24 protein-coding genes and 1 riboswitch are annotated in these 21,389 nt (G+C 35.8%); of the genes, 8 read left to right on the top strand and 16 right to left on the bottom strand.

The window, feature by feature from the left end:
* Positions 1–10: 10 nt before the first annotated feature.
* The 5 genes from phnX to AC22L0_RS03060 form a co-directional block, all read right to left on the bottom strand.
* A complete protein-coding gene (gene phnX, locus AC22L0_RS03080; protein WP_000687365.1) occupies positions 11–805 on the bottom strand; it encodes a phosphonoacetaldehyde hydrolase in 795 nt (264 codons plus the stop codon).
* Between the two features lie 21 nt (positions 806–826).
* Positions 827–2,584, bottom strand: coding sequence for a putative 2-aminoethylphosphonate ABC transporter permease subunit (locus tag AC22L0_RS03075; RefSeq protein WP_000425514.1), 1,758 nt, complete (start codon positions 2,582–2,584; stop codon positions 827–829).
* The gene (locus AC22L0_RS03070) at positions 2,585–3,586 is read right to left on the bottom strand and encodes a putative 2-aminoethylphosphonate ABC transporter ATP-binding protein (RefSeq protein ID WP_000006190.1); all 1,002 of its coding nucleotides are present in this window, start codon (positions 3,584–3,586) and stop codon (positions 2,585–2,587) included.
* A gap of 20 nt (positions 3,587–3,606) precedes the next feature.
* The gene (locus tag AC22L0_RS03065) at positions 3,607–4,683 is read right to left on the bottom strand and encodes a putative 2-aminoethylphosphonate ABC transporter substrate-binding protein (protein ID WP_000750895.1); all 1,077 of its coding nucleotides are present in this window, start codon (positions 4,681–4,683) and stop codon (positions 3,607–3,609) included.
* A gap of 228 nt (positions 4,684–4,911) precedes the next feature.
* Positions 4,912–5,064 (bottom strand): hypothetical protein, encoded by a 153-nt coding sequence (locus AC22L0_RS03060; protein ID WP_000240799.1) that lies wholly within the window; start codon positions 5,062–5,064, stop codon positions 4,912–4,914.
* Between the two features lie 148 nt (positions 5,065–5,212).
* Between AC22L0_RS03060 and AC22L0_RS03055 the strand changes: the two genes are divergently transcribed.
* On the top strand, positions 5,213–5,548 hold the full coding sequence (locus AC22L0_RS03055) for a DUF3905 domain-containing protein (RefSeq protein ID WP_000726027.1): 336 nt from the start codon (positions 5,213–5,215) through the stop codon (positions 5,546–5,548).
* A 38-nt stretch (positions 5,549–5,586) separates the two neighbouring features.
* On the opposite strand, the gene AC22L0_RS03050 is transcribed toward AC22L0_RS03055, so the two are convergent.
* The 5 genes from AC22L0_RS03050 to phaR form a co-directional block, all read right to left on the bottom strand.
* Positions 5,587–6,936, bottom strand: a complete 1,350-nt coding sequence (locus AC22L0_RS03050) for a TrkH family potassium uptake protein (protein WP_001204707.1) — start codon at positions 6,934–6,936, stop codon at positions 5,587–5,589.
* Between the two features lie 23 nt (positions 6,937–6,959).
* Positions 6,960–8,153 carry an NAD(P)/FAD-dependent oxidoreductase gene (locus AC22L0_RS03045; RefSeq protein ID WP_000772518.1) on the bottom strand — a complete coding sequence of 398 codons (1,194 nt, stop codon included), beginning with the start codon at positions 8,151–8,153 and terminating at the stop codon, positions 6,960–6,962.
* A 95-nt stretch (positions 8,154–8,248) separates the two neighbouring features.
* The gene (gene phaC / locus AC22L0_RS03040) at positions 8,249–9,334 is read right to left on the bottom strand and encodes a class III poly(R)-hydroxyalkanoic acid synthase subunit PhaC (protein WP_000206336.1); all 1,086 of its coding nucleotides are present in this window, start codon (positions 9,332–9,334) and stop codon (positions 8,249–8,251) included.
* A gap of 83 nt (positions 9,335–9,417) precedes the next feature.
* A complete protein-coding gene (locus tag AC22L0_RS03035; RefSeq protein WP_000250407.1) occupies positions 9,418–10,161 on the bottom strand; it encodes an acetoacetyl-CoA reductase in 744 nt (247 codons plus the stop codon).
* Positions 10,162–10,311: 150 nt separating this feature from the next.
* The gene (gene phaR, locus AC22L0_RS03030) at positions 10,312–10,794 is read right to left on the bottom strand and encodes a polyhydroxyalkanoic acid synthase subunit PhaR (RefSeq protein WP_000566942.1); all 483 of its coding nucleotides are present in this window, start codon (positions 10,792–10,794) and stop codon (positions 10,312–10,314) included.
* Between the two features lie 198 nt (positions 10,795–10,992).
* Between phaR and phaQ the strand changes: the two genes are divergently transcribed.
* The 7 genes from phaQ (at position 10,993) to AC22L0_RS02995 (ending at position 16,467) form a co-directional block, all read left to right on the top strand.
* A complete protein-coding gene (gene phaQ, locus AC22L0_RS03025; RefSeq protein WP_000939955.1) occupies positions 10,993–11,445 on the top strand; it encodes a poly-beta-hydroxybutyrate-responsive repressor in 453 nt (150 codons plus the stop codon).
* 42 nt (positions 11,446–11,487) lie between these two features.
* Positions 11,488–12,012: a polyhydroxyalkanoic acid inclusion protein PhaP gene (gene phaP, locus AC22L0_RS03020; RefSeq protein WP_000448594.1), complete on the top strand. Its 525-nt coding sequence runs from the start codon at positions 11,488–11,490 to the stop codon at positions 12,010–12,012.
* A gap of 101 nt (positions 12,013–12,113) precedes the next feature.
* Entirely contained in the window at positions 12,114–12,557 is a 444-nt protein-coding gene (locus tag AC22L0_RS03015) for a MaoC family dehydratase (protein ID WP_001067916.1), read from the top strand.
* 147 nt (positions 12,558–12,704) lie between these two features.
* On the top strand, positions 12,705–12,890 hold the full coding sequence (locus tag AC22L0_RS03010) for an alpha/beta-type small acid-soluble spore protein (protein ID WP_001140707.1): 186 nt from the start codon (positions 12,705–12,707) through the stop codon (positions 12,888–12,890).
* 114 nt (positions 12,891–13,004) lie between these two features.
* Positions 13,005–14,324 (top strand): TrkH family potassium uptake protein, encoded by a 1,320-nt coding sequence (locus AC22L0_RS03005; protein WP_000822330.1) that lies wholly within the window; start codon positions 13,005–13,007, stop codon positions 14,322–14,324.
* Positions 14,325–14,362: 38 nt separating this feature from the next.
* A riboswitch (yybP-ykoY riboswitch) is annotated at positions 14,363–14,536 on the top strand.
* Positions 14,537–14,618: 82 nt separating this feature from the next.
* Positions 14,619–15,413: a TerC family protein gene (locus AC22L0_RS03000; RefSeq protein WP_000383326.1), complete on the top strand. Its 795-nt coding sequence runs from the start codon at positions 14,619–14,621 to the stop codon at positions 15,411–15,413.
* 202 nt (positions 15,414–15,615) lie between these two features.
* Positions 15,616–16,467, top strand: coding sequence for a formate/nitrite transporter family protein (locus AC22L0_RS02995; protein ID WP_000893027.1), 852 nt, complete (start codon positions 15,616–15,618; stop codon positions 16,465–16,467).
* Between the two features lie 27 nt (positions 16,468–16,494).
* Here the strand turns inward: AC22L0_RS02995 and AC22L0_RS02990 are convergent, their stop codons facing one another.
* The 6 genes from AC22L0_RS02990 to AC22L0_RS02965 form a co-directional block, all read right to left on the bottom strand.
* Positions 16,495–16,806: a cyclic-phosphate processing receiver domain-containing protein gene (locus AC22L0_RS02990; protein ID WP_001103760.1), complete on the bottom strand. Its 312-nt coding sequence runs from the start codon at positions 16,804–16,806 to the stop codon at positions 16,495–16,497.
* 14 nt (positions 16,807–16,820) lie between these two features.
* Complete coding sequence (locus tag AC22L0_RS02985; protein WP_000495716.1) at positions 16,821–17,543, bottom strand: prepilin peptidase; 723 nt, start codon at positions 17,541–17,543, stop codon at positions 16,821–16,823.
* A 112-nt stretch (positions 17,544–17,655) separates the two neighbouring features.
* Positions 17,656–18,366: a LutC/YkgG family protein gene (locus AC22L0_RS02980; protein WP_000147183.1), complete on the bottom strand. Its 711-nt coding sequence runs from the start codon at positions 18,364–18,366 to the stop codon at positions 17,656–17,658.
* On the bottom strand, positions 18,366–19,787 hold the full coding sequence (locus tag AC22L0_RS02975) for a LutB/LldF family L-lactate oxidation iron-sulfur protein (RefSeq protein ID WP_000061930.1): 1,422 nt from the start codon (positions 19,785–19,787) through the stop codon (positions 18,366–18,368). The genes AC22L0_RS02980 and AC22L0_RS02975 overlap by 1 nt, the downstream gene beginning before the upstream one ends.
* 16 nt (positions 19,788–19,803) lie before the next feature.
* Positions 19,804–20,523: a (Fe-S)-binding protein gene (locus AC22L0_RS02970; RefSeq protein ID WP_000869150.1), complete on the bottom strand. Its 720-nt coding sequence runs from the start codon at positions 20,521–20,523 to the stop codon at positions 19,804–19,806.
* A 168-nt stretch (positions 20,524–20,691) separates the two neighbouring features.
* The gene (locus tag AC22L0_RS02965) at positions 20,692–21,381 is read right to left on the bottom strand and encodes a FadR/GntR family transcriptional regulator (protein WP_254905699.1); all 690 of its coding nucleotides are present in this window, start codon (positions 21,379–21,381) and stop codon (positions 20,692–20,694) included.
* Positions 21,382–21,389: the final 8 nt, after the last annotated feature.

The raw sequence follows: 21,389 nt of genomic DNA, 5'->3' as shown, positions 1-21,389 counted from the left end.
TATTCCCCTTTTATGAAATAATAAGTTCTTGTTTCTCGATATGTTCCATTACGCTTTCGAGTTCCTGCATCGTTTCTATCGTAAAGTGCGCCCCATTTTCAACGAAACGATTGCGAACTACTTCTATTTTTTCACGAAGTTCTACCGAATCCATCTTCTCCACTTCTTCTTCCGTTAAACCGAGCTCGCTACTGCCAAGAATTACACCAACTGTCCACATTCCAGCATTTCTACCTTCTTTCATATCTGATACTGTGTCCCCAACTTTTATCATATGGTTCATCGGATACACACCAAGTTCCATTGCATTTTTATAGCACATCCATGGATATGGACGGCCTGCTGGAACATCATCTGGCGTAACAAGAAAATCAGGTTTATATCCTTGTAACGCTGCTTCCTTTGCTACAATATCCATCATTTCTCTCGTATAACCAGTCGTTGAACCAATTTTAATTCCTCTTTCACGTAAAGAAGCAATCACTTCTTTTACTCCATTAATCGGCGAAGCATAGCGCGGTAAAATAGCGAAGAGAATCTCTTCAAATTCTTCATACATCTCCTGAATGTCTGCTTCTGTTGGTAATTGTCGGAAAACACGATTCCACTCACTCGCAATACGAGGCATCTCAGTAAGTGCCCTTACATGATCTATTTTTAATAACCCCATTGGCTTACGAGCTTCTTCTGCTGTAATTGCTACACCCCGTTTATGAAAAATCTCCATGAATACTTCTAGTGGTGCAAAACATCCGTAATCAACTGTTGTCCCTGCCCAATCAAAAATAACTGCTTCAATTTTCATTCTGTCCATCACCTTTCTTACTTATCTTTTTTGCCATTGTGAAGTTCGGTTACGAAGTGCTTTCGTTCCCCATTCATATACAACTCTTACTACAATATTTGTAACAACAATAAGCACACTCATTGCAGCTGCTGGCGCCACATTTCCTGCATCATCCATATTTACGATTGATACGGCAGCTAGTTTAAAATCAGCTGCATATAGGAATACAACTGCCGATACAGTTACCATTGAATTTACGAAGTAGTACATTACCATTTCTAAAATTGCTGGTAAACACATTGGTACCGTTACTCTAAAGAATGTTTTATAAAACGGAATACCCATCGACTGCGAAACAAGCTCAAACTCTCGATCTAATTTCTTTAAAGCAGTCGTTGCCGTGACAAATGTTACAGAATAAAAATGAATGATATTTACTAGTACTAACACAGCGATTGTTCCGTATAAAGAATGAAACGGGTTCGTTACTGATAGTCCCAAAATTTGAATCGTTGGTTGACTAAAGAAAAAGACATATCCTAATCCGAGTACTAAACCTGGTATGGCTAAAGGAACGATAGAGAAAAAGTAACCTGTTTTTCGGAAGAATTGTAGCTGGTCTATTTTCTCAATTGCATATGCAAATACAAATGTTAAAATCGCCCCAATAACTGCTGTAACTGCTGAAACAATTACGCTATTTTTAAATGCTTCAAGTCCATCTCCTGTTAAACTCGAAAAATTAAAATGCTCAAATGTAAAACTCATATTATATGGCCATACTTTCACACTTGCAGCAATACCAACTGCCACAAATAACAGAATGATCATAAATGTAATCACACTACAGTATATGAATGAGATGACATCTCTTTTCTTATTAGCTATTATTCTGTATGGTACTGCTTTTGAAGATAAGAAATTCGCCTGCTTTCTTTGCGTAATACGATCAACTGCAAATGCGAATATAGCTGGGATTAATAAAATCATTCCAACTGTTGCACCCATCGACATATTTTGCTGTCCAATTACTTGTTTGTATACGTCAGTAGCAAGCACATTATATTGTCCACCAACAATTTTTGGTGCCCCAAAATCAGTGAAACTAAGTGTAAACACAACAAACATTGCACTAATTAATCCGTACTTTACACTAGGTAAAGTAACCGTGAAAAATTGTTTTGTTTTACTCGCCCCTAGCATATTAGAAGCTTCATATAAACGATAATCGGATCCTTGAAAGGCAATTAGTAATATGAGAAAGGCTTGCGGAAATGTATACATAACTTCAGCTATTACAATTCCTACTGGTCCATATAAAGGGATTTGTATACCTTCAAATAACCCAAACATTCCTTTCGTTACTAGCCCTTGATTACCAAATAAATATGTAAGTGCTATACCATGCATCATCGTTGGTGCAAACAATGGTAATAACGCTACATACTGAAATACACGCTTTCCAAAAACATTCGTACGGGCAATTGCATATGCGTAAACGAATGCAATTGAAACTGAAATAATTGTTGTTGCGCCCGAAATCCATACCGTATTTTGTAAAGACTGAACTAAAGTCGGTGTTGTGAAATATTTACTGAAATTCGCTAAACCAATGAAAACTCCATCTTTATTATAAAAAGCTTGTGTAAATAGTTGTAATAGTGGTAATACAAGTATGATAAGGAAGGAAAGAATCATACCGATAATTACAAGCCTTTGGATCCATTCCTCTTTCCCTATACTTCTCTTAATCTTTTTTTTCGCACTTTCTACCTTGTAGTTTTCTAACATCTCCATCTATACAATGACCTTCTTTCCATATGACAACATATGATTTTCTGAGAAAGAGATTTGAATCGGCTTTCCTTTTCTAATATCAGCTACTTCTACTTCTGATGCTAATATATCCACTACAATTTTCTCATTATAAAGGTGTGTGTTTTCTTCTACGACTCGCACTTCCGTCCGATATACAGATCCACGAAACTCCATACTTTCCACAACTGTTTTAATACCGTCCTTTTGTACAATTGTTACATGTTCAGGACGAATTGCATGCTCTTCGTTATTTTTCGAAAAGAAATTAATAGAACCAATAAAATCTGCCACAAACGGATTGGCTGGTCTTTGATAAATCTCCTCTGGTGTTCCAATCTGCATAATTTCCGCATGATTCATTACAACAATTTTATCAGCCATCGTTAATGCCTCTTCTTGATCATGCGTGACCATAATAGTTGTTACTCCTACTTTCTCTTGCAAATCACGCATTTCTCTACGTAACTTTTCACGTACTTTCGCATCTAAAGCAGATAACGGCTCATCAAGTAACAAAATATCTGGAGACAGAGCGAGCGCACGTGCAAGTGCCACTCGCTGCTGTTGTCCACCAGACATTTGAGCAGGATATTTATCTTTTACATTCAGTAAATCTACAAGTTTTAACGCCTCTAGCGCTTTCTCTTTTACTTCTGCTTTTCCATATTTTTTTGTCTTTAAGCCGTATTCAATATTTTCAAGTGCTGTTAAATTCGGAAATAATGCATACGATTGAAACACCATTCCGAAATTTCTCTTTCCAGGAGGTAATGCTGTAATATCTTTTCCATTCACAGCTATACTACCTGTTGTTGCCTCTTCTAGACCTGCTAAAATTCGAAGCAATGTCGTTTTCCCACAACCACTTGGGCCTAATAAACATACAAACTCATTTTTGTTCACAGTAAAAGAAATATCTTTTAACGCTGTAAATGCATCAAACTGTTTTTGAATGTGTTGAATTGATAAATATTCGCTCATTTTTTCTCTCTCCCACTCACTTACTTTTTCGGTTCTGCTTTTTGTCCAAACTCTTTTTCCCATTTTTCTAAAATTTTGTCACGATTTTCTGCTGCCCACTTAAAGTCATTCTTTTTGTATAACTTTTCTGTTACATCTTTAGGGAATCCATCTGGAAGTTTATAATCATTTTTAATTGTCGCAAATCCATTTTTCTCGAAGTATAACTTCATTACATCATCAGTAATCGCCCAATCTAAAAATGCTTGCGCTAATTTTTCATTTTTTGCATTATCTTTTTTAATAAGTGCGTTCGCTTCTACTTCCCAACCTAATCCTTCTTTCGGCAATACAACTTCAACTGGTGCACCTTTTTGTTTCTCTTTCAAAGCACTATAAACCATTGATACGCCAACTGGATATTCACCCGCTCCTGCTAATTTCGCTGGTTTTGATCCTGAATGCGTATAACTTGCCATATTATCATGAAGTTTCTTCATGTAATCCCAGCCTTTATCTTCACCCATGATTTGTAGCCATGCAGAAACTGTTAAAAATCCTGTTCCAGATGATGCTGGATGTGGCATAACAAGTGTTCCTTTATACTCTGGTTTCGTTAAATCTTCATATGATTCTGGCATCGGTAAATTTTTCTTCTTTAACTCTTCTTTATTTACAGCAATCCCCGTCATAAATGCAGTATTTCCTACCCATTTTTCAGGTTGCTTATCATCTTTAAATTGTGGAAGAACACGATCTGCTCCTTTTGGAGAGTATCCTTTTAACATATCTTTTTTATCTAAAGCTAATAGACTTGATGCCGCAGTTCCCCATACAACATCTGCTTGTGTATTTTTCCCTTCAGCTAGCAATTTCGCAGTAATAACTCCTGTTGAATCACGTACAATGTTCAATTTCACATCAGGATATTTCTTTTTAAAGGAATCAAGATAAATTGGTACAAGCTCTTCTTCAATTGCTGTGTAAACAGTTAATGATCCAGATAATTTGTCATCTTTCACTTTCGCTCCAGCACTTTCTTCCTTCTTTGCACCACACCCCATTAATAACGAAAATACCATTCCAGTCGCTACAGCTTTAAAGATTGTTTTTTTCACTGTTTCTCTCTCCTTTTACAAATCTTATGTACAACTCAAATATAAACAACTAGTGTAAAAGCAGTATTAAACCAACATTAATCTTTTGTTTGTTGTTTGTTTTTGTGTAATACGTTGCTACTTCTATGTTTTTTCGCATTTTTCTGCTCATAGAAAACACTAAATTTACAAATAATTAAAAAAACCTTTATAATCCCACAAAAAAATGAGGCGTTTGTAAAAAACGCCTCATTTTTGTTTCCCTTTTTTTGAATTACGATTCGCATACTTTGCGCTATTTTCTCCTTCATACTCTAATGCAAATTCTGCATCTGGTAAGCTTTCTTTCGGAGTTTTATTATTATTGATTGCCGCATTTTGTTTCACTTTTCTTTTTACCAATACATTCACCTGCTCTCAAGAAATCACTTTCTACTCTAGTTTGAAACAACTTAAAATAATTATTACTGGCAAGTGTTAACAAGTACATAAGAGGCGTTAGATGGAAATACTACATATGAAGAAATCATTATAAAAAGGAGCGATAATTTTGAAGAAAAAAGAAAAGATTCAATCACCCATTTTAGACGAAACGCTCCCGCATCAAATGAATTTTCCATCTTTTAAAGGAACAGGAAAAACGATGCAACAACCTTTTGTGAATCAATATAATGTTGTAATTGGAGACAGTAAATATAATTCCGAGAACAGTCCGCTTAACAATTGGAGTGATGAAGTAGATCCTGCCATTATGGCTGGCGATGAGTGGATCCATCCTACAAATGATATTGGGTGGATTTCAGAAGAAAATCAAGAGTTGCTAAAAAACGAAGCGGATAATAAAGATGAAGCTTTCATGCATCCACAATTTGGAATTAACGACTAAAAAACCATTCTACCTAACGTAGGTAGAATGGTTTCATACTATCCAATAATAATCCGCTCTTTCGGGTATTTATAGCGAGGTGGTTGTTCCCTTCCACCACTAGCTAAAATAAATGTTAAAATACCAACGCGTCCGATAAACATAAGCACAATAAGTACAAGTTTCCCAACAGTTGTTAAATCAGGCGTGACACCTGTTGATAGTCCCGTCGTTCCGAAAGCAGAACAAACTTCAACAATTAAGCTCATAAGCGGTACATTTTCCGTAATAGATAAAATGAATAGCGCAGTAGCACATAACAAAATCCCCATCGTCATAACGACAGATGCTTTCAGTACATCCTCTTCATGTAGCTGACGTTTGAAGACTCTAACTGTTCTACCGCCCCTTGCAAAGGTGTATAGTGACAATATACTAACAGCAAATGTAGTTGTACGTATTCCGCCCCCAACCGAACTTGGAGATGCCCCTATAAACATTAATATACTCATAAATAAAAGCGTCGGTTGTGATAATTCACGTATATCCATTGTTGCAAGTCCACCACTTCGCGTCGTCACAGATTGGAATAATGTATAAAATACAGTTTCATGCCATGACTTTCCTACTAAAAAATGATTTCTCTCCAGTAAAAAAATCATAATTGTACCAACAACAACGAGTGCAAAAAATGTTGTTGTCGTCAATTTTGTAAATAATGAAAAACGGAATAATTGTTGTCTCCTTTTACTAAGGAATTGTTTCACTTCCATTAGCACAGGGAAACCAATCGCTCCTAAAATAATTAGTAACATATGAATCATTTGAACAATATAATCTTTTTTATACGGAATTAATGATTGTCCTGTTAAATCAAATCCGCCGTTCGTAGTCGCACTAACAGCTGCAAAGAAACCGTGAAAATAAGCTTCTTGCCAAGTCGGAAAGTAAAGTAAAAATCTTGTCCCCAATAAGATTGCTCCAATAAGTTCTATTGAAATAATTACAATTAAAATAGAACGCATCAATTCTACGAGACCCGATAAATTTCCTTGATTATGGTCTGCCATAATTAATCTTCTTCTTTGCAAACCAATCTTTTTCCCCGTAATGATCCAAACAAATGTCCCAAGCGCCATAATTCCTAAGCCGCCTAATTGTAAAATAAGAGCTAAAACAATAATTCCTGCTGTAGTAAACGTATCTGAAATCGTAATAACAGACAGTCCCGTAACACTTACCGCACTAACCGATGTAAAAAGCGCATCTATAAATGTCCATTTCACACCAGGCTTCGTAACAAACGGTAAACTAAGCAATATCACCGATACAACTACCGCTAATAAATAAAACAAAACGATGAGTTGTACAGGACGTAATTTTTGTAAAAACTTTTTTATATCTCTCATTCCATCACTTCGCTACCTTTTTTCTATCGATTAAATAAAGAAAAATCTTTACTTTCTTTATTTGTAAATAACTGCTCAAATAATTTGGCAAAGACCATTCCATATACAGTTCCATTACCTCCATACGGCAATGCATAAAACAAATTATGTATCTTTTCGTCTTCTTTTAAAATGGGGAGACCATCATGAGTACCACCAAATGCGGCTGCCCAATAGTAGTCTGCCTGTATATTTTTATACTGCGGGAACATCTCTTTTACAATATTAATAAGGATATCACGCTTATGCAATAATTTCGTATCACCAATTGTTTGAATTTGTAGCGCTTCATCTAATCCGCCTACAATAATGCGGTTTCGATACGTTCGAAAATATAAGTAGGGCCGTGCCGTTTCCCAAATTAACGATCGCTCATGCCAGCCTTCAAATTGATCTATTTCATTTGTTACAATTGCATAAGAGGTGTCTACTGTTGTATTTTTTTCTTTCTTTCCAAAAAGCGCCTCATAACCTGTCGCCATAATAATATTCTTTGCTACAATTTGATTTCCTGTTTTCGTGTAACAAATTAAATCATTTTTGCGTTTTTTTATATGTATTGCCTCTGTATGTTCATATATATTAGCTCCCATTTGGTTTGCTTTATGCAAAAAACTATACGCTAGTAAATACGGATTCACCTCAGCATCACCTTGCGTATATAACGCTGCTTGTTTTGCAAAAGAATAACGTTTCTTAATATCAGCTTCTGTAAAATATTCAACTGGAAATCCATAATTCTGTAACGTATTATATTCCTCTTGTAAAAATGAGACATCCTCACTTTTACTTGCATAATATAAACTATTTCGCGGAATAAAATGGGGATTAATATCAAGAGTCGGTATAACCTCTTCCATTGTTCTTAGCGCTTCATAACAAAGCTTATATGCTCGTACCCCTTTTTCTTTACCAAATGTATGGATAAGAGAGGTTAACGATTTATCATGAAGAAATTGTAGTAAACCTGTATTAGCAGCTGTGCTACCACACGCAATTGCTCTTTTTTCAATAAGTGTAACACTCATGCCAATTTTCGCTAACGAATGCGCTATATGAGCACCGGCTTCGCCGCTTCCAACTACGAGCACATCACATATCATATCATTTTCTAACAGTGGATAACAAGGTACAGAAACTCCTGTATTCCAAAACAACTTACCCATCATAAGTTTCATAATTATACTCCTAAAATATAAATTTCTCCTTTCTATGTTTTGTTATTTTTCATAAAAAAATCCAACTAACATAAGCTAGTTGGATTTTTTTATTTTTAATTAGAACGCTCTTCAAGCCAATTTCCAATCGTCGGATATGTTTGTTTTACAGCTGTTCCACCGTAAACGATAGACATATGCCCTGTTGGTAAACATACATATTGTTTATCTGTGCTAGAAATATGGTCTAGTAATGCTTCTACTTGACATGGCAAAGCGATATGATCACGTTTCCCGGAAATATTTAAGACATTCGCCTTAATATTTGCAAGGTCTACCTTTTGTCCGCGAATAACGAGTTCACCCTTAACCAACTTATTATTTTGATAAAAATCACGAATCCACTGTCTGTATGATTCACCTGGGAACGGAATACCATCACCAACCCACTTTTGAACCAATCTCCAGCTTTCGACGAAGCGCTCATTCTCTGAACGATCTACTAAAGCAACATATGGACCAACAAAGTTCGTAATTGGCTTTAACATTTTGTTTCCGAAATCAATCATTTCTGGCGGAATATTTCCAAATGTATCAACCGCTTTATCTAAATTGAAGTATTTCTCATCTAATAGAGGGCCATACAATCCTGTTTCAGAGAAATCAAAAGGACTTGTCATGAAAATTAAATTACGAATTGGCATGTGCGGATGAAGTGCTGCATAAATAGAAGTTAGCGTTCCACCCATGCAATAACCAAGTAAAGAAATCTCGTCCGATTTTGCAGTTCGCATTACTTTTTTTACTGCTTTTGCAATATAATCAAACACAAAATCATCAAATTTCAAATGACTATCTTCTAAACCAAATGTGCCCCAATCAAGCATATACACATCAAAACCACGATCCACTAGATATTCCACTAAACTATTTCCAGGAGTTAAATCCATAATATATGGTTTATTAATAAGGGCATATATTAACAGAATTGGAACTCTTTGTGTTTTTTCTTGTTTTGGAATGTAGCGATAAAGCTTCGTCTTATTCTTCGTCCAAATAACCTCTTTCGGCGTTAACCCTACTTGCGGCTCTGGTTCACGTAATAAAATTTCACTCGCCCTTTTCACTCGGCGGTATGCTTTTCGGTACTCTTCTGGGTATAGCTCTAATTGCTTTTCCCATTCTGTTGCGAATGTAGTCATTTTTTTATCTCCTTTTTGGTCGATTTCCTTCTTAAAAAAAGAAGTGCATTCCTGCTATGGATATGCACTTTTTTCTTACTTCATTACATATATAATCCGCCGTTAATGTTTAATTGTTGACCTGTGATATACGCACCGTCACGGCATAGGTATACTACACCTTTTGCAATTTCATCGGCTTGACCAAAACGTTTTTTCGGGATTTTTGCAACGATTTTTTGACGTACTTCTTCTGGTACTTCTGCTACCATTTCAGTATCAATAAATCCTGGGCAAATAGCGTTTACAGTGACATTTGTTTTTGCAAGTTCTAACGCTAATGATTTTGTAAATCCTAACATACCTGCTTTTGCTGCTGAGTAGTTTGTTTGGCCAAATCCACCTGCTTGACCAATAATAGAAGAAATGCTAATAATTCTTCCTTCTTCCGCTTCTGTTATGTATGGAAGAACAGCGCTTGTCGTATTAAATACGCTACTTAAATTCACGTCAATTACGCGCTCCCAATCTTCACGATTTAACTTTTTGAATGTACGATCTCTTGTAATACCAGCATTATTAACAAGAATATCAACTTTACCAAAATGATTCACAGCTTCTTCTACAAGTCGGTTTGCATCTTCTACTTTAGAAACATCCGCTTGCACTGCATAAACATCATGTCCGTCTTTTCCTAATTCATTCACTAAATTTTCAGCTGCTTCTTTACTGCTATTATAGTTAATAACTACTTTTGCTCCCTCTTGTGCTAATGCTACTGTAATTGCTTTTCCAATTCCTTTTGCTCCACCTGTTACGATTGCTACTTTTCCATTTAATTGAACCATTTCTTTTCCCCCTTAAATGAATTTGTGAACGATTGTTATGAATCATTTTAGTACTCATACTATAGAGTCCATATATAATTATGTTTCGCTGTTTATACGTGAAAAGAGATTCTCCCTCTCTCTTTTATCTGTTATAAACAAGCGCTTTTATCATTTTTTATTTTCTGGCTTATTCGCAGGCTTTACCTCTTCTTTTACAGGTACTTGTAGTTTAGCTAGTACTGCATTTTGCTTTTCTAGCAATTCTAAAATTTGATCTACTTTTGTTTCAAGCGTACGAATATCTTGTTTCACTTTCGTCACATCACGCTTTAATGTAGGAGCTTGTCCTAAAGAATCGACTTTCTCCTCTAGAAACTCCTCAATGTTATCTACTTTATTTTCTAAGTTAATAACTAGCGTAGCTACTCTTGCGATATCCTCTTTCGTCGGCACATTTACTTGTTCTAAATAGTTTTTTGTCGTATCATTTAATGCTTTTTGATAAAACAAATTCAAATCTAGAACGCTGCCCATCCAAGCAGAATATTCTTCTGTTTTAATTGTTTCATTGAGCGCTTTTCCCCAAAATGTTTCGGTTTGTTCATAAGCATTTTTCCATGCTTGTAGTGGATCGAATTTTTGATCAATCACTTTACCTACACTCCCTTTTTCGTTTTTGAAACAATTCAACCTATTCACTATTTTCTAATATTCTGAATAAAACTTCAAGTCTATATTTTATTTTTTTCTATTTTCTAACAAATGTGTTGACTTTAAAAACAGATAGGTGTAAATTGCACTTATAAGCAAAAAATTCCATCTAACTGATTCATGAGGTGATGCACAATCATGCTACAAAATGAACCAGAACAACGCGAAAGTTTGGAGAGCAACCAAGCGAAGCAACCAAACTCCATGCCAAAAAACTTCTTAGTTCCCTTCTTACTTCTCTGTCTAAAAGACTGGAGTCTTCATGGTTACAAACTTATTCAAATGCTAATGGATATCGGCTTTTCTTCTGTTGACCAAGGTAATGTTTATAGAACACTACGCAAATTAGAAAAAGAAAACCTTATTTCTTCTACTTGGGATACAAGCGATGGAGGGCCGGCAAAAAGAATTTATTCTTTAACTGAATATGGAGAGCAATATTTAACAACATGTGCGACTTCTTTTGAACATTATCAAAATATGTTGCGAACGTTTTTCACGTTATACACCAATGCATTCTTTCCATTTTCTACTTCTCCAGAAAAGGATGAAAAGGATTCTTCATCTTCACCTGGTGGTACAGCAGAGTAATCTGCGTTCACAATATGCAAAAAAACATTTGGGGGTCAAACAATGGAAACTAAACCATACGAATTAGTCGATGCATTTTGGAAAAACTGGTCTCAATCACTTTCCCTTTTCTCTTCAGCTGGGAAACAATTAGAGCAGCTTACTTTAGAAACATTAAAACAACAACAAGACGCTTTGCATAAATTAACATCAGGAGTAGATGAACTAGAAAAAGAACTACAACAACTCACTGCTCAGTTCAACAACCAATATACAGATTACGTGAAACAATTAACTGGAAACTCCTTAAATGATCAAATTAACGAGTGGCAGGACAAATGGAAGGAACTTTCTGCTCATATGCATCAACTTACTGTTTCTCCTACAAAAACATCTTTGTCAATTCTTACACAAACAAGCGGTCAATTTGAAGAAACAACAAAACAATTTATTGAGCAACAACAATTACAACGTGAAGAGGCTCAAAAACAGTTAGAGGGTTTTTTGGAAGAGTTCAAGTCAAAACAGTTGGAACTCGCAAAAAAGTTCGAGGAAAACTCAAAAAATCTATTTACTTCCATCAAGTAAGAAAAATGTGGGAGCTAACCGCAGCACAAACAAAACTCTTTCTTCCTCCTACTACATCAAGATGGCTAACATTTTTCGATATGGAAAAGAAGGAGGACAAAATGAATCCATTTCAAGAAGCACAAACTGTTCCGGAGCTTCGCTATGATGAGATTCAAGTCGGTGATCAAGCATCCCTTACAAAAACAATTACAGATGAAGATGTTATCAATTTTGCAAAATTGACTGGAGATGTGAATCCTATTCACATTTTAGATTCTTTTGCGAAAACGACAATGTTTAAAGAACGTATTGCCCATGGTATGCTCGTTTCGAGTTTTATTTCTACCATCCTTGGAACGAAACTCCCAGGCAAAAATACGATTTATTTATCCCAAAATGTTTCATTCCGTGCCCCTGTCAAAATCGGTGATACACTTCGCGTTGTGGCAGAGGTTATTAAGAAGCGTGACGATAAAAAAATCATTACGTTGCAAACAAATATATATAATCAATCGGATGATATTGTCGTGGAAGGTACAGCGACAATACTAAAAAAAGAGTAGCAAATTTGCTACTCTTTTTTCTATCCAATAACTTCTAATCACACCGATTACTTCCGCGTATGAGCACGCCGGTTCCACATAAAATAACAGTACCAATTCAGATAAGTACTTATCTGGACTGGATTACTCATAAGGATGTGTATCATCATGGCAAAAACAAACAAATTACTAGTTCCAGGTGCTGAACAAGCACTTGATCAATTTAAATATGAAATTGCACAAGAATTCGGCGTAAGCTTAGGGTCTAATACAGCATCTCGTTCTAACGGATCAGTTGGCGGTGAAGTAACAAAACGTCTTGTTTCTTTAGCTCAACAACAATTACGTGGATAATAATATAACATATGGCTTAGAGGCAGATATTCTCTGCCTCTTTCTATTTTTCACATACATAATCGGACTTTTTCACATACTAGTAAGAGCAAACAGAAAGGAACGATATATAACATGAAACGGATTAACATTCGTATGAGTCCTCCCCGCGTTCTTACTTTGTCTTTTATCATGTTATCAATTATAGGTACATGCTTATTAAAGCTTCCAATTGCTACAACAACGTCTATTTCATGGCTCGATGCTTTATTTACAACAGTTTCTGCTTGTACGGTTACAGGGCTTGGTGTTGTGGACACTGGAAAAGTATTTACTTTGTTTGGACAATGTATCATTTTAACGCTTATACAAGTTGGCGGGCTTGGTATTATGAGCTTTGCTGTCTTAATTGCGATTATGCTCGGAAGAAAAATCGGTCTTCAAAATCGGATTTTACTGCAACAAGCATTAAATCAAACGAATATAGGCGGCGTCATCCGTCTTGCCAAAGCATTATTTTTATTCTCTTTTACAGTCGAATGTATCGCTACTTTAATTCTTTCTTTTGAGTGGGTACCAAAATACGGGGTTACCAAAGGGATCTATTATAGTTTTTTCCATTCAATCTCAGCCTTTAACAATGCTGGTTTTTCTGTGTGGAGCGATAATTTAATGTCCCATTCTCATAGCATTATTGTCAATTTCGTCATTTCCTCTCTCATCATTTTAGGTGGAATTGGTTTTACAGTGATCGTAGACATAAAAAGAAAGAAAAACTTTAAAAACCTTACACTACATTCAAAACTTATGCTCTCTTCTACTCTAATCATCAACATTATTGCTACCCTTTTTATTTTTATATTCGAGTTCCATAACTCCCTTTCTATGAGAGGGTTTACCCCATTTGAAGAAGGAATGGCCTCTTATTTCCAAGCAATTTCAACGCGAACTGCCGGTTTTAATACAGTTGATATTTCTACATTGTCAAAACCTTCCCTACTATTAATGATGCTACTTATGTTTATTGGTGCTGGTAGTGCTTCAACGGGTGGGGGGATTAAGTTAACAACATTTTTAATCATATTTTTTGGCGTATTTAAATTTTTACAACAACAAGAAGATATTGTCGTATTTAAAAAATCCATTAAAGATACTCTCATTGTCAAATCATTAACCATTACTATTATTTCTATTTCATTTATCTTTTTTGCTATTTTAATTTTGAGTATTACTGAACGAGTTCCTCTATTGATGAGTGCTTTCGAAGTATTTTCAGCATTTGGGACTGTTGGCCTCAGTATGAACTTAACACCCCACTTAACTATAATTGGAAAAGCGATTATTATTTTTATGATGTTTTTTGGGAAAATGGGTCCTTTAACATTGGCATTTTCATTTGCTCGTAAAAAGAACCGAAAAATAAAATATCCGAATGAAGATATTTTAACAGGTTGACAACCGTATAAATTATCCATATAATGAGAATACAATAACATATCTCCAAAGGGGAGTAGCGTCCAAGAATATATCTTGGAAACAAAGTCGTCATTACGTAGAACTTAGTTCTTCCGGCTTTGTTGGCATTTTTATTACATATGTCTAGCAAGACCTTTGCCTATTAACGGCAGAGGTCTTTTTTGCATTCATTTCCAGATTCTCCCAAAGTTAATAGGCAGGAGTATGGGGAAACTAAATAGTGGGGAAATTCTTCACTTATTTAGAAGTTATAGAGATGAGAGGAGAATGTACATGGATGTATCATTATTATTGGAGTATGGTTGGGTATTACTCATCCTAATTGCACTTGAAGGGATTTTAGCGGCTGATAACGCTCTTGTTCTTGCAATTATGGTAAAACATTTACCAGAAGAAAAACGAAAGAAAGCACTATTTTACGGATTAGCGGGGGCATTCGTTTTCCGATTTGGATCGTTATTTATGATTTCGTTCTTAGTCGATGTATGGCAAGTGCAAGCAATCGGTGCCATCTACCTTATGTTTATCGCTGGTAATCACTTATTTAAAACATATGTTAAAAAGAATACAGATGAAGAAACAGAAGAAAAAGAAGCAAAGAAAAAACAAGAGAACTTTTGGTGGACTGTATTTAAAGTTGAGGTTGCTGATATCGCCTTCGCAGTTGATTCAATTTTAGCTGCTGTTGCACTAGCAATGACTTTACCAAAAACAGGACTAGGTACAATTGGTAGTCTTGATACTGGGCAATTCGTTGTTATCTTTGTAGGTGGACTTATCGGATTAATCATTATGCGATTTGCAGCAACTGCTTTCGTACAAATCTTAAAACGTAAACCAGGGCTTGAAACTGCAGCATTCTTAATTGTAGGTTGGGTTGGTGTGAAGCTAGCAGTTTATACATTAGCACATCCTGCATTAAATGTAATTCCACATTCATTCCCAGAATCCACTCCGTGGAAGCTTACATTCTGGATTGTATTAGTCGGAATCGCAGTTGGTGGTTGGTTCTTCTCAAAAGAAGTAGAAGTAAAAGTGGAAAAGAATTTAGACGAAAAAGCGCTGTAATTACAGCGCTTTTTCTTTTTCCTTTCTTCCTCGCAATGTCCAGAAAAAATTCCATTATACTACCTTTTGTAAACGTTTTCTTAATGTATGTATGTCCTTTTTGTGAAACATTGCACAAACTTATTGAAAGTAAGAACAATTCCATGTACTTTATTCATATAAGGAGTATTTATAGAAGATTTACTAAAGGAGCGTATTACTCATGCTAGAACAAGGACTAGATTATGTTGTCAAACTGGCTAAAAGCAAAAAGAAAATACTAGATACAAACCCAATGCAATATTTCATTCGTGCTGCACTTGCTGGTATTTATATCGGTTTTATTATTGTACTATGTTTTAAATTAGGTAACTTTTTTCACATTGCAGATTCACCAGCAACTTATTTAGCCGCTTCTATGTTTTTCGGGATTGCTCTCGTACTTATTATATATGGCGGTGCTGAATTGTTTACTGGGAACACAATGTACTTTACTGTCGCAACTTTAAGAAAAGAAACAACGATTTCTGATACACTTCGTAACTGGGTTGCTTGTTATGCAGGTAACTTAGCCGGCGCATTATTCTTTGCCTTACTATTTTACGCAACTGGAATTTTTGAAGCAATTGATCACGGTCACTTAATGAGTAAAGTCGTTGAAGGAAAGATGAATACACCTACGATGCAGTTATTCTTTAAAGCCATTTTATGTAACTGGCTCGTATGTCTTGCTTGCTTCTTACCTTCTCAGGTTAAAGGTGACACAGCAAAAATAATGGTCATGATGCTACTTGTTTTCACATTCTTCTTATCTGGTTACGAACATAGTATTGCAAACTTATCACTCTTTGCTTTATCTTTAGTTTCACCGCATCCTGAGACAATTTCTTTTTCAGGTGCTATTCATAACTTAATTCCTGTTACAATTGGTAACATTATTGGCGGATCAGTATTTGTCGGTATGGTATACCACTACTTAACAAAGAAAACGCCTGAAGTTCAACAGGAAGAAACTGAAATCGCAACAGCTCAACAAGAAGAGATTATTCCTTTACAAGCCCATATGAAACATTAAAAACTCCAAAGTTTTACTTTGGAGTTTTTAGCTTCCCACGTATTTAATAACAAGGTGAGGAGTAATTTCTCCTTCTTCCTTTCCCTTATCCATTCTCTGTTTCATCTTGTGCATACCGATGACATCATTCGTATGAAAGTGAATTTCATTTACATATAACCCCTCTGTACAAAAAGCTTCTACAAAATCTAGTCCATTTTTCGCTCCCCATCCCATATTAAAATCAAGAGAAAGAATATTCACATCATAATCCCGAACCATTTGCAAAGCACATTCTACTGTAGTTGCGGGCACATACCCGAACGGGCAACTTCTTTGATCATCCATATATACGTTCATTTTCGATTCCCTCTCTAATTTGAATATGCGGCCAATACATAACATATTGCCCCGAGACTAATAAAAGGACCAAATGGAATTGGCTTTCGTACTTCTATACGTTTTAATCCGATACCAATCCCGAAAAAACAAAGACTAAAACAAGATGCTAAAAATAAAACGATAAAAACTCCTTTCACTCCTACTATAAATCCAAGTAACGAAAGTAGTTTTATATCTCCTCCGCCAAGCCCTTCTGGATATATCTTTTGCATGCAATATAACAAAATAAATATAACACCACTACCAGCTATACTATCTGTCCAAGTAACTAATTGTACAAAAACACTTTCGAGAATGAGTAAAAAGGCAAACGAAATTAAAATACAATCAGGAATTAACATATATAAGTAATCTGTAACTGAAATAATAAGAAGTAGCGAAAAAAGGGATAAAATAATAATAAGCTCTCGTTCTATTCCAATCATATACACTGTAAGAAGAAATATACCTCCTGTTATACATTCAAATGCTACATACATAATTGGAATTTTCCTCTTACAATTCGTACAACAGCCTCTTTGTATATAAAATGAAATGATGGGGATTAGTTCTTTTGTCCTTAGCACATATTTGCAATAATCACAATGTGAACGCGGGGTAATAATAGAAGCACCTAATGGAACCCTCATCGCAACTAGCATAAAAAAAGAACCAAACACCATCCCTGCTAACAGTGCATATAAATAAGTGAACATCCCTTCCTCTCCTTTCCCAAAAAACATAGCAAAAAAAGGAGAGAACTTCTACTTCATATTATCCTTTATTCTACTAAAAAGCAGGCCATTTCCAGGCCTGCTTTCCCCTCTTTTATACGATGAAATAAACTGCTTTTAATGGTCCATGTACTCCGACAACAAGATTCATCTCGATGTCAGCCGAGTTACTTGGCCCTGTAATAAAGTTAATACAAGATGCCGCTGTCTCCCCATTTTCTACGCGTGAGTTCATATCCTGAACTGCTTGTGTAATACGAGGCACAAGTGTTTCACGTGGAATAATAGCAAAATATACAGTCGGTAAAAAGTGTAAAGAACGCCCTTGACCTTTATGACTTTGTACAACAATTGTACCAGATTCAGCTAATGTATAATCACTAAATGCAATACCAATATTCGCTTTTTCAGCTAAACGCATATTTTCGTCTTTTCTCTCTGGATCCCATACATTTACTTCAACATCTCGTTTTGGAAGTTCTTCTTTAAATAAAGATGTTAAACCATATGCATCAAAACGCGCATCTGCTGATAATAAAATAGGTCCCCCGCCGTTTTCCATGATTACTTTTTGAAGGTCTTCACCTAAACGGTCGTTTGTCGTTTCTACTACAGTTGTATGAATGTTTGTACATTGCTCTTTAAACACTTCTAGTAATTCTTCTTGTGAATAATCTTTTAACGTTTCTATATTCACATTACTTTTCCATACTGGACGCTCTACACCTTCTGTTTTACGCGCGCGCCCAAGTTCTTTTGCAATGTTATCTAGAAAGGCATCACGGTTTTGAATTAATCCTGTCATTATTTATCCCCGCCTTTCTTATGATCTTTATACCAATCACGGAATCGTTCTTTACTTGGAGCTGGAAATTCACGAATATCCGTCCAGTTTTTAAGTGGTCCAACACCTTTTGATACACGATTACCAGATGTAAATGGACTCATTGCCGCTGGTGCCATTTTTGAACCCATTTTATATAAAGCAGCTGAAGAAGCACCCATACTAAACATTTTCATAGCCAGTTTTTCTGCAAGTGGTGCACGACCTTCTTGCTCAACGATGACTTGACGATGTTTTAATAATAAATCATGCAATGGAATTTTTACTGGACAAGCTTCTGTACATGCTCCGCATAAACTAGATGCATAAGGAAGCTCTTTGTAATCATCATATCCACCTAGAAGCGGTGTTAATACCGCACCGATTGGTCCTGAGTAAATCGATCCATATGAATGTCCACCAACGTGACGATATACAGGACATACATTAACACAAGCAGCGCAACGAATACATTGTAATACTGAACGGAATTCAGATCCAAGAATTTGAGAGCGACCATTATCAACAACAACTAAATGAAATTCTTCAGGTCCATCAACTTCCTCTTCTTGAATTGGCCCCGCTACTGTTACATAACTTGTTAATTTTTGACCTACTGCACTACGACATAGTAAACCAACTAAAACATCTAATTCTTCCATTGTCGGAACCATACGTTCCATACCCATTACCGCTATTTGTGTTTTAGGAATTGACATAACAAGATCTGCATTACCTTCATTCGTTACTAAACAAAGAGAGCCAGTATTTGCAACAGCAAAGTTACAACCAGTTACACCAATTTCTGCATCCATAAATTTCTCACGAAGTTGTTTACGAACAAACTTTGTCATTTCATACGGGTCATCAGAATTTTCATAGCCTAGCTTTTCTTTAAATACGTCGCGAATTTGCGTTCTATTTTTATGAAGTGCAGGTGCAATAATATGTGAAGGTGGATCGTTATCTACTTGCAAGATATACTCTCCTAAGTCACTCTCTAACACTTCACAGCCAATCTCTTCAAGCGCATGGTTCATACTAATTTCTTCTGTTACCATCGACTTTGATTTTACTACCTTTTTTGCCTGCTTCTTTTTTGCAACGTCTTGAATATACTTTGCTGCTTCCTCTTTCGTTTTCGCAAAGTACACGTGTCCGCCTCTTTTTGATACATTTTCACTTAACTGCATTAAGTAATAATCAAGATTTTCTAACGTATGTTGACGAATTTGTTCACCTAGTTCACGCCACTCTTCCCAGTTTCCTAGTTCATCTGCGGCTTTTAAGCGATTCGTATATAAACGCGTTTGTGCAGAAGATACTGCTCCGCGCATAAACGAATCTTGAATTCCATCACCAACGCGATCATTAAATTTTTTCTCACTGATTTTCATAGACATAGCTTATGTTCCCCCTTCATGAGCGACTATTCAGTACCTCAGCAATATGCATTACTTTTACTTCTTTTCCTAAACGCTCAATACGTCCGCCAATGTTTAACAAACACCCACAATCTGCACCAATTAAATAATCTGCACCTGTTTCCATTACACTATCTACTTTTTCGTCTACCATTTGCTCAGAAATTGGAGTCATCTTAACTGAAAACGTTCCCCCAAACCCGCAACAATTTTGCACGTTTGGCAAATCTCTCACAGTTAATCCTTTTACATTTGATAATAAAATTCCTGGTGCTTCTTTTATTCCAAGCATACGTGTCATATGACATGATTTATGAATAGTAGCGACCCCTGGTAAACTTGCACCAACATCAGTAACCTTTAAAACATCCACAATAAACTGTGTAAATTCATAAGTTTTATCAGCAACTTTTTGTGCACGTTTAGCCCACTTTGGATCATCTTTGAAAACATGTGGATACTCATGAAACATTGTCGCACAAGAACCAGATGGCGTAACAATATATTCTGCATCTTCGAAAGTTTCAATCATATGTTTCATTGCTTCTTTTGCTGCTTCTACATGGCCGCTATTATAAGCAGGCTGACCACAACAAACTTGCGCTTCTGGAAATTCAATTTCACAACCTAAACGCTCCAACACTTCAACCGTTGCTTTGCCGACATTTGTTTCAAACATATCGACTAAACAAGTAACAAATAAAGTAACTTTCATAACTATTACTCCCCCTTTTTACAACTTCACCAACAAACATATGGTCATCAGATGACTTAGCAGAGAAGAAATAGGCTCAACCATGGCCTATCCTCTCCCTCTTCTAAAGAAAACGCTTACTTAATCTTTCTCTATTTTATCAGAAAATTAAATTTTTAAAAGATTAAATTACGAATTTATATCGTTTTTACCTGTGACAATATTTTCTACATTTGTTAAGTGATCTAGCATTGCTTGCTGCGCTAATTCTACATCTTGTTTTAACACCGCATCATATATAACTTGATGCTCTTCTATAAGTCGTTCTGATGTCGTTTGTTCACCATATAAAATAATGCGTCTTGATTCACCAATCGTTTCAGCAATCATCTCTGAAACATGATTCATGAGTTCAAGCAAAATGCTATTATGCGAAGACTCTGCAATTCCCATATGAAATTGAAAATCGGCTTTTTCGCCAGCCTTTTCATCTCCAATGCTCTTTGCCATTTCATCTAACCAATGTTTCATATTTTGTAAATTATCTTCCGTACGTTTTGCCGCCGCTACTCGAACTGCCCCCACTTCAAGCACCTTTCGTACTTCTAATAAATTCAAAATATCTTCTTTCTTCATTAATAATCTATTGTTTAATGATTTCGTTAATGAAGAAGAATCGAAGTTCTTCACATATGTACCTTCTCCTTGTTTCATCTCAATTAAGCCCATCGCTCTTAGCGCACTTAGCGCTTCACGAACAGCAGATCTGCCAACTTGAAACTGCTCAGCTAATTGATGCACAGGAAGTAGTTTGTCACCAGGTTTTAACGTACCATTTTTAATCATTGTTAAAATAGCTTCAGATACTTCTTCGTAAATTTTTTTCG

The sequence above is a fragment of the Bacillus sp. LQ01 genome (genome assembly GCF_057624735.1).
Note: the sequence above shows the minus strand (reverse complement) of the source record. Positions and strands in the feature narration are given on the sequence as shown.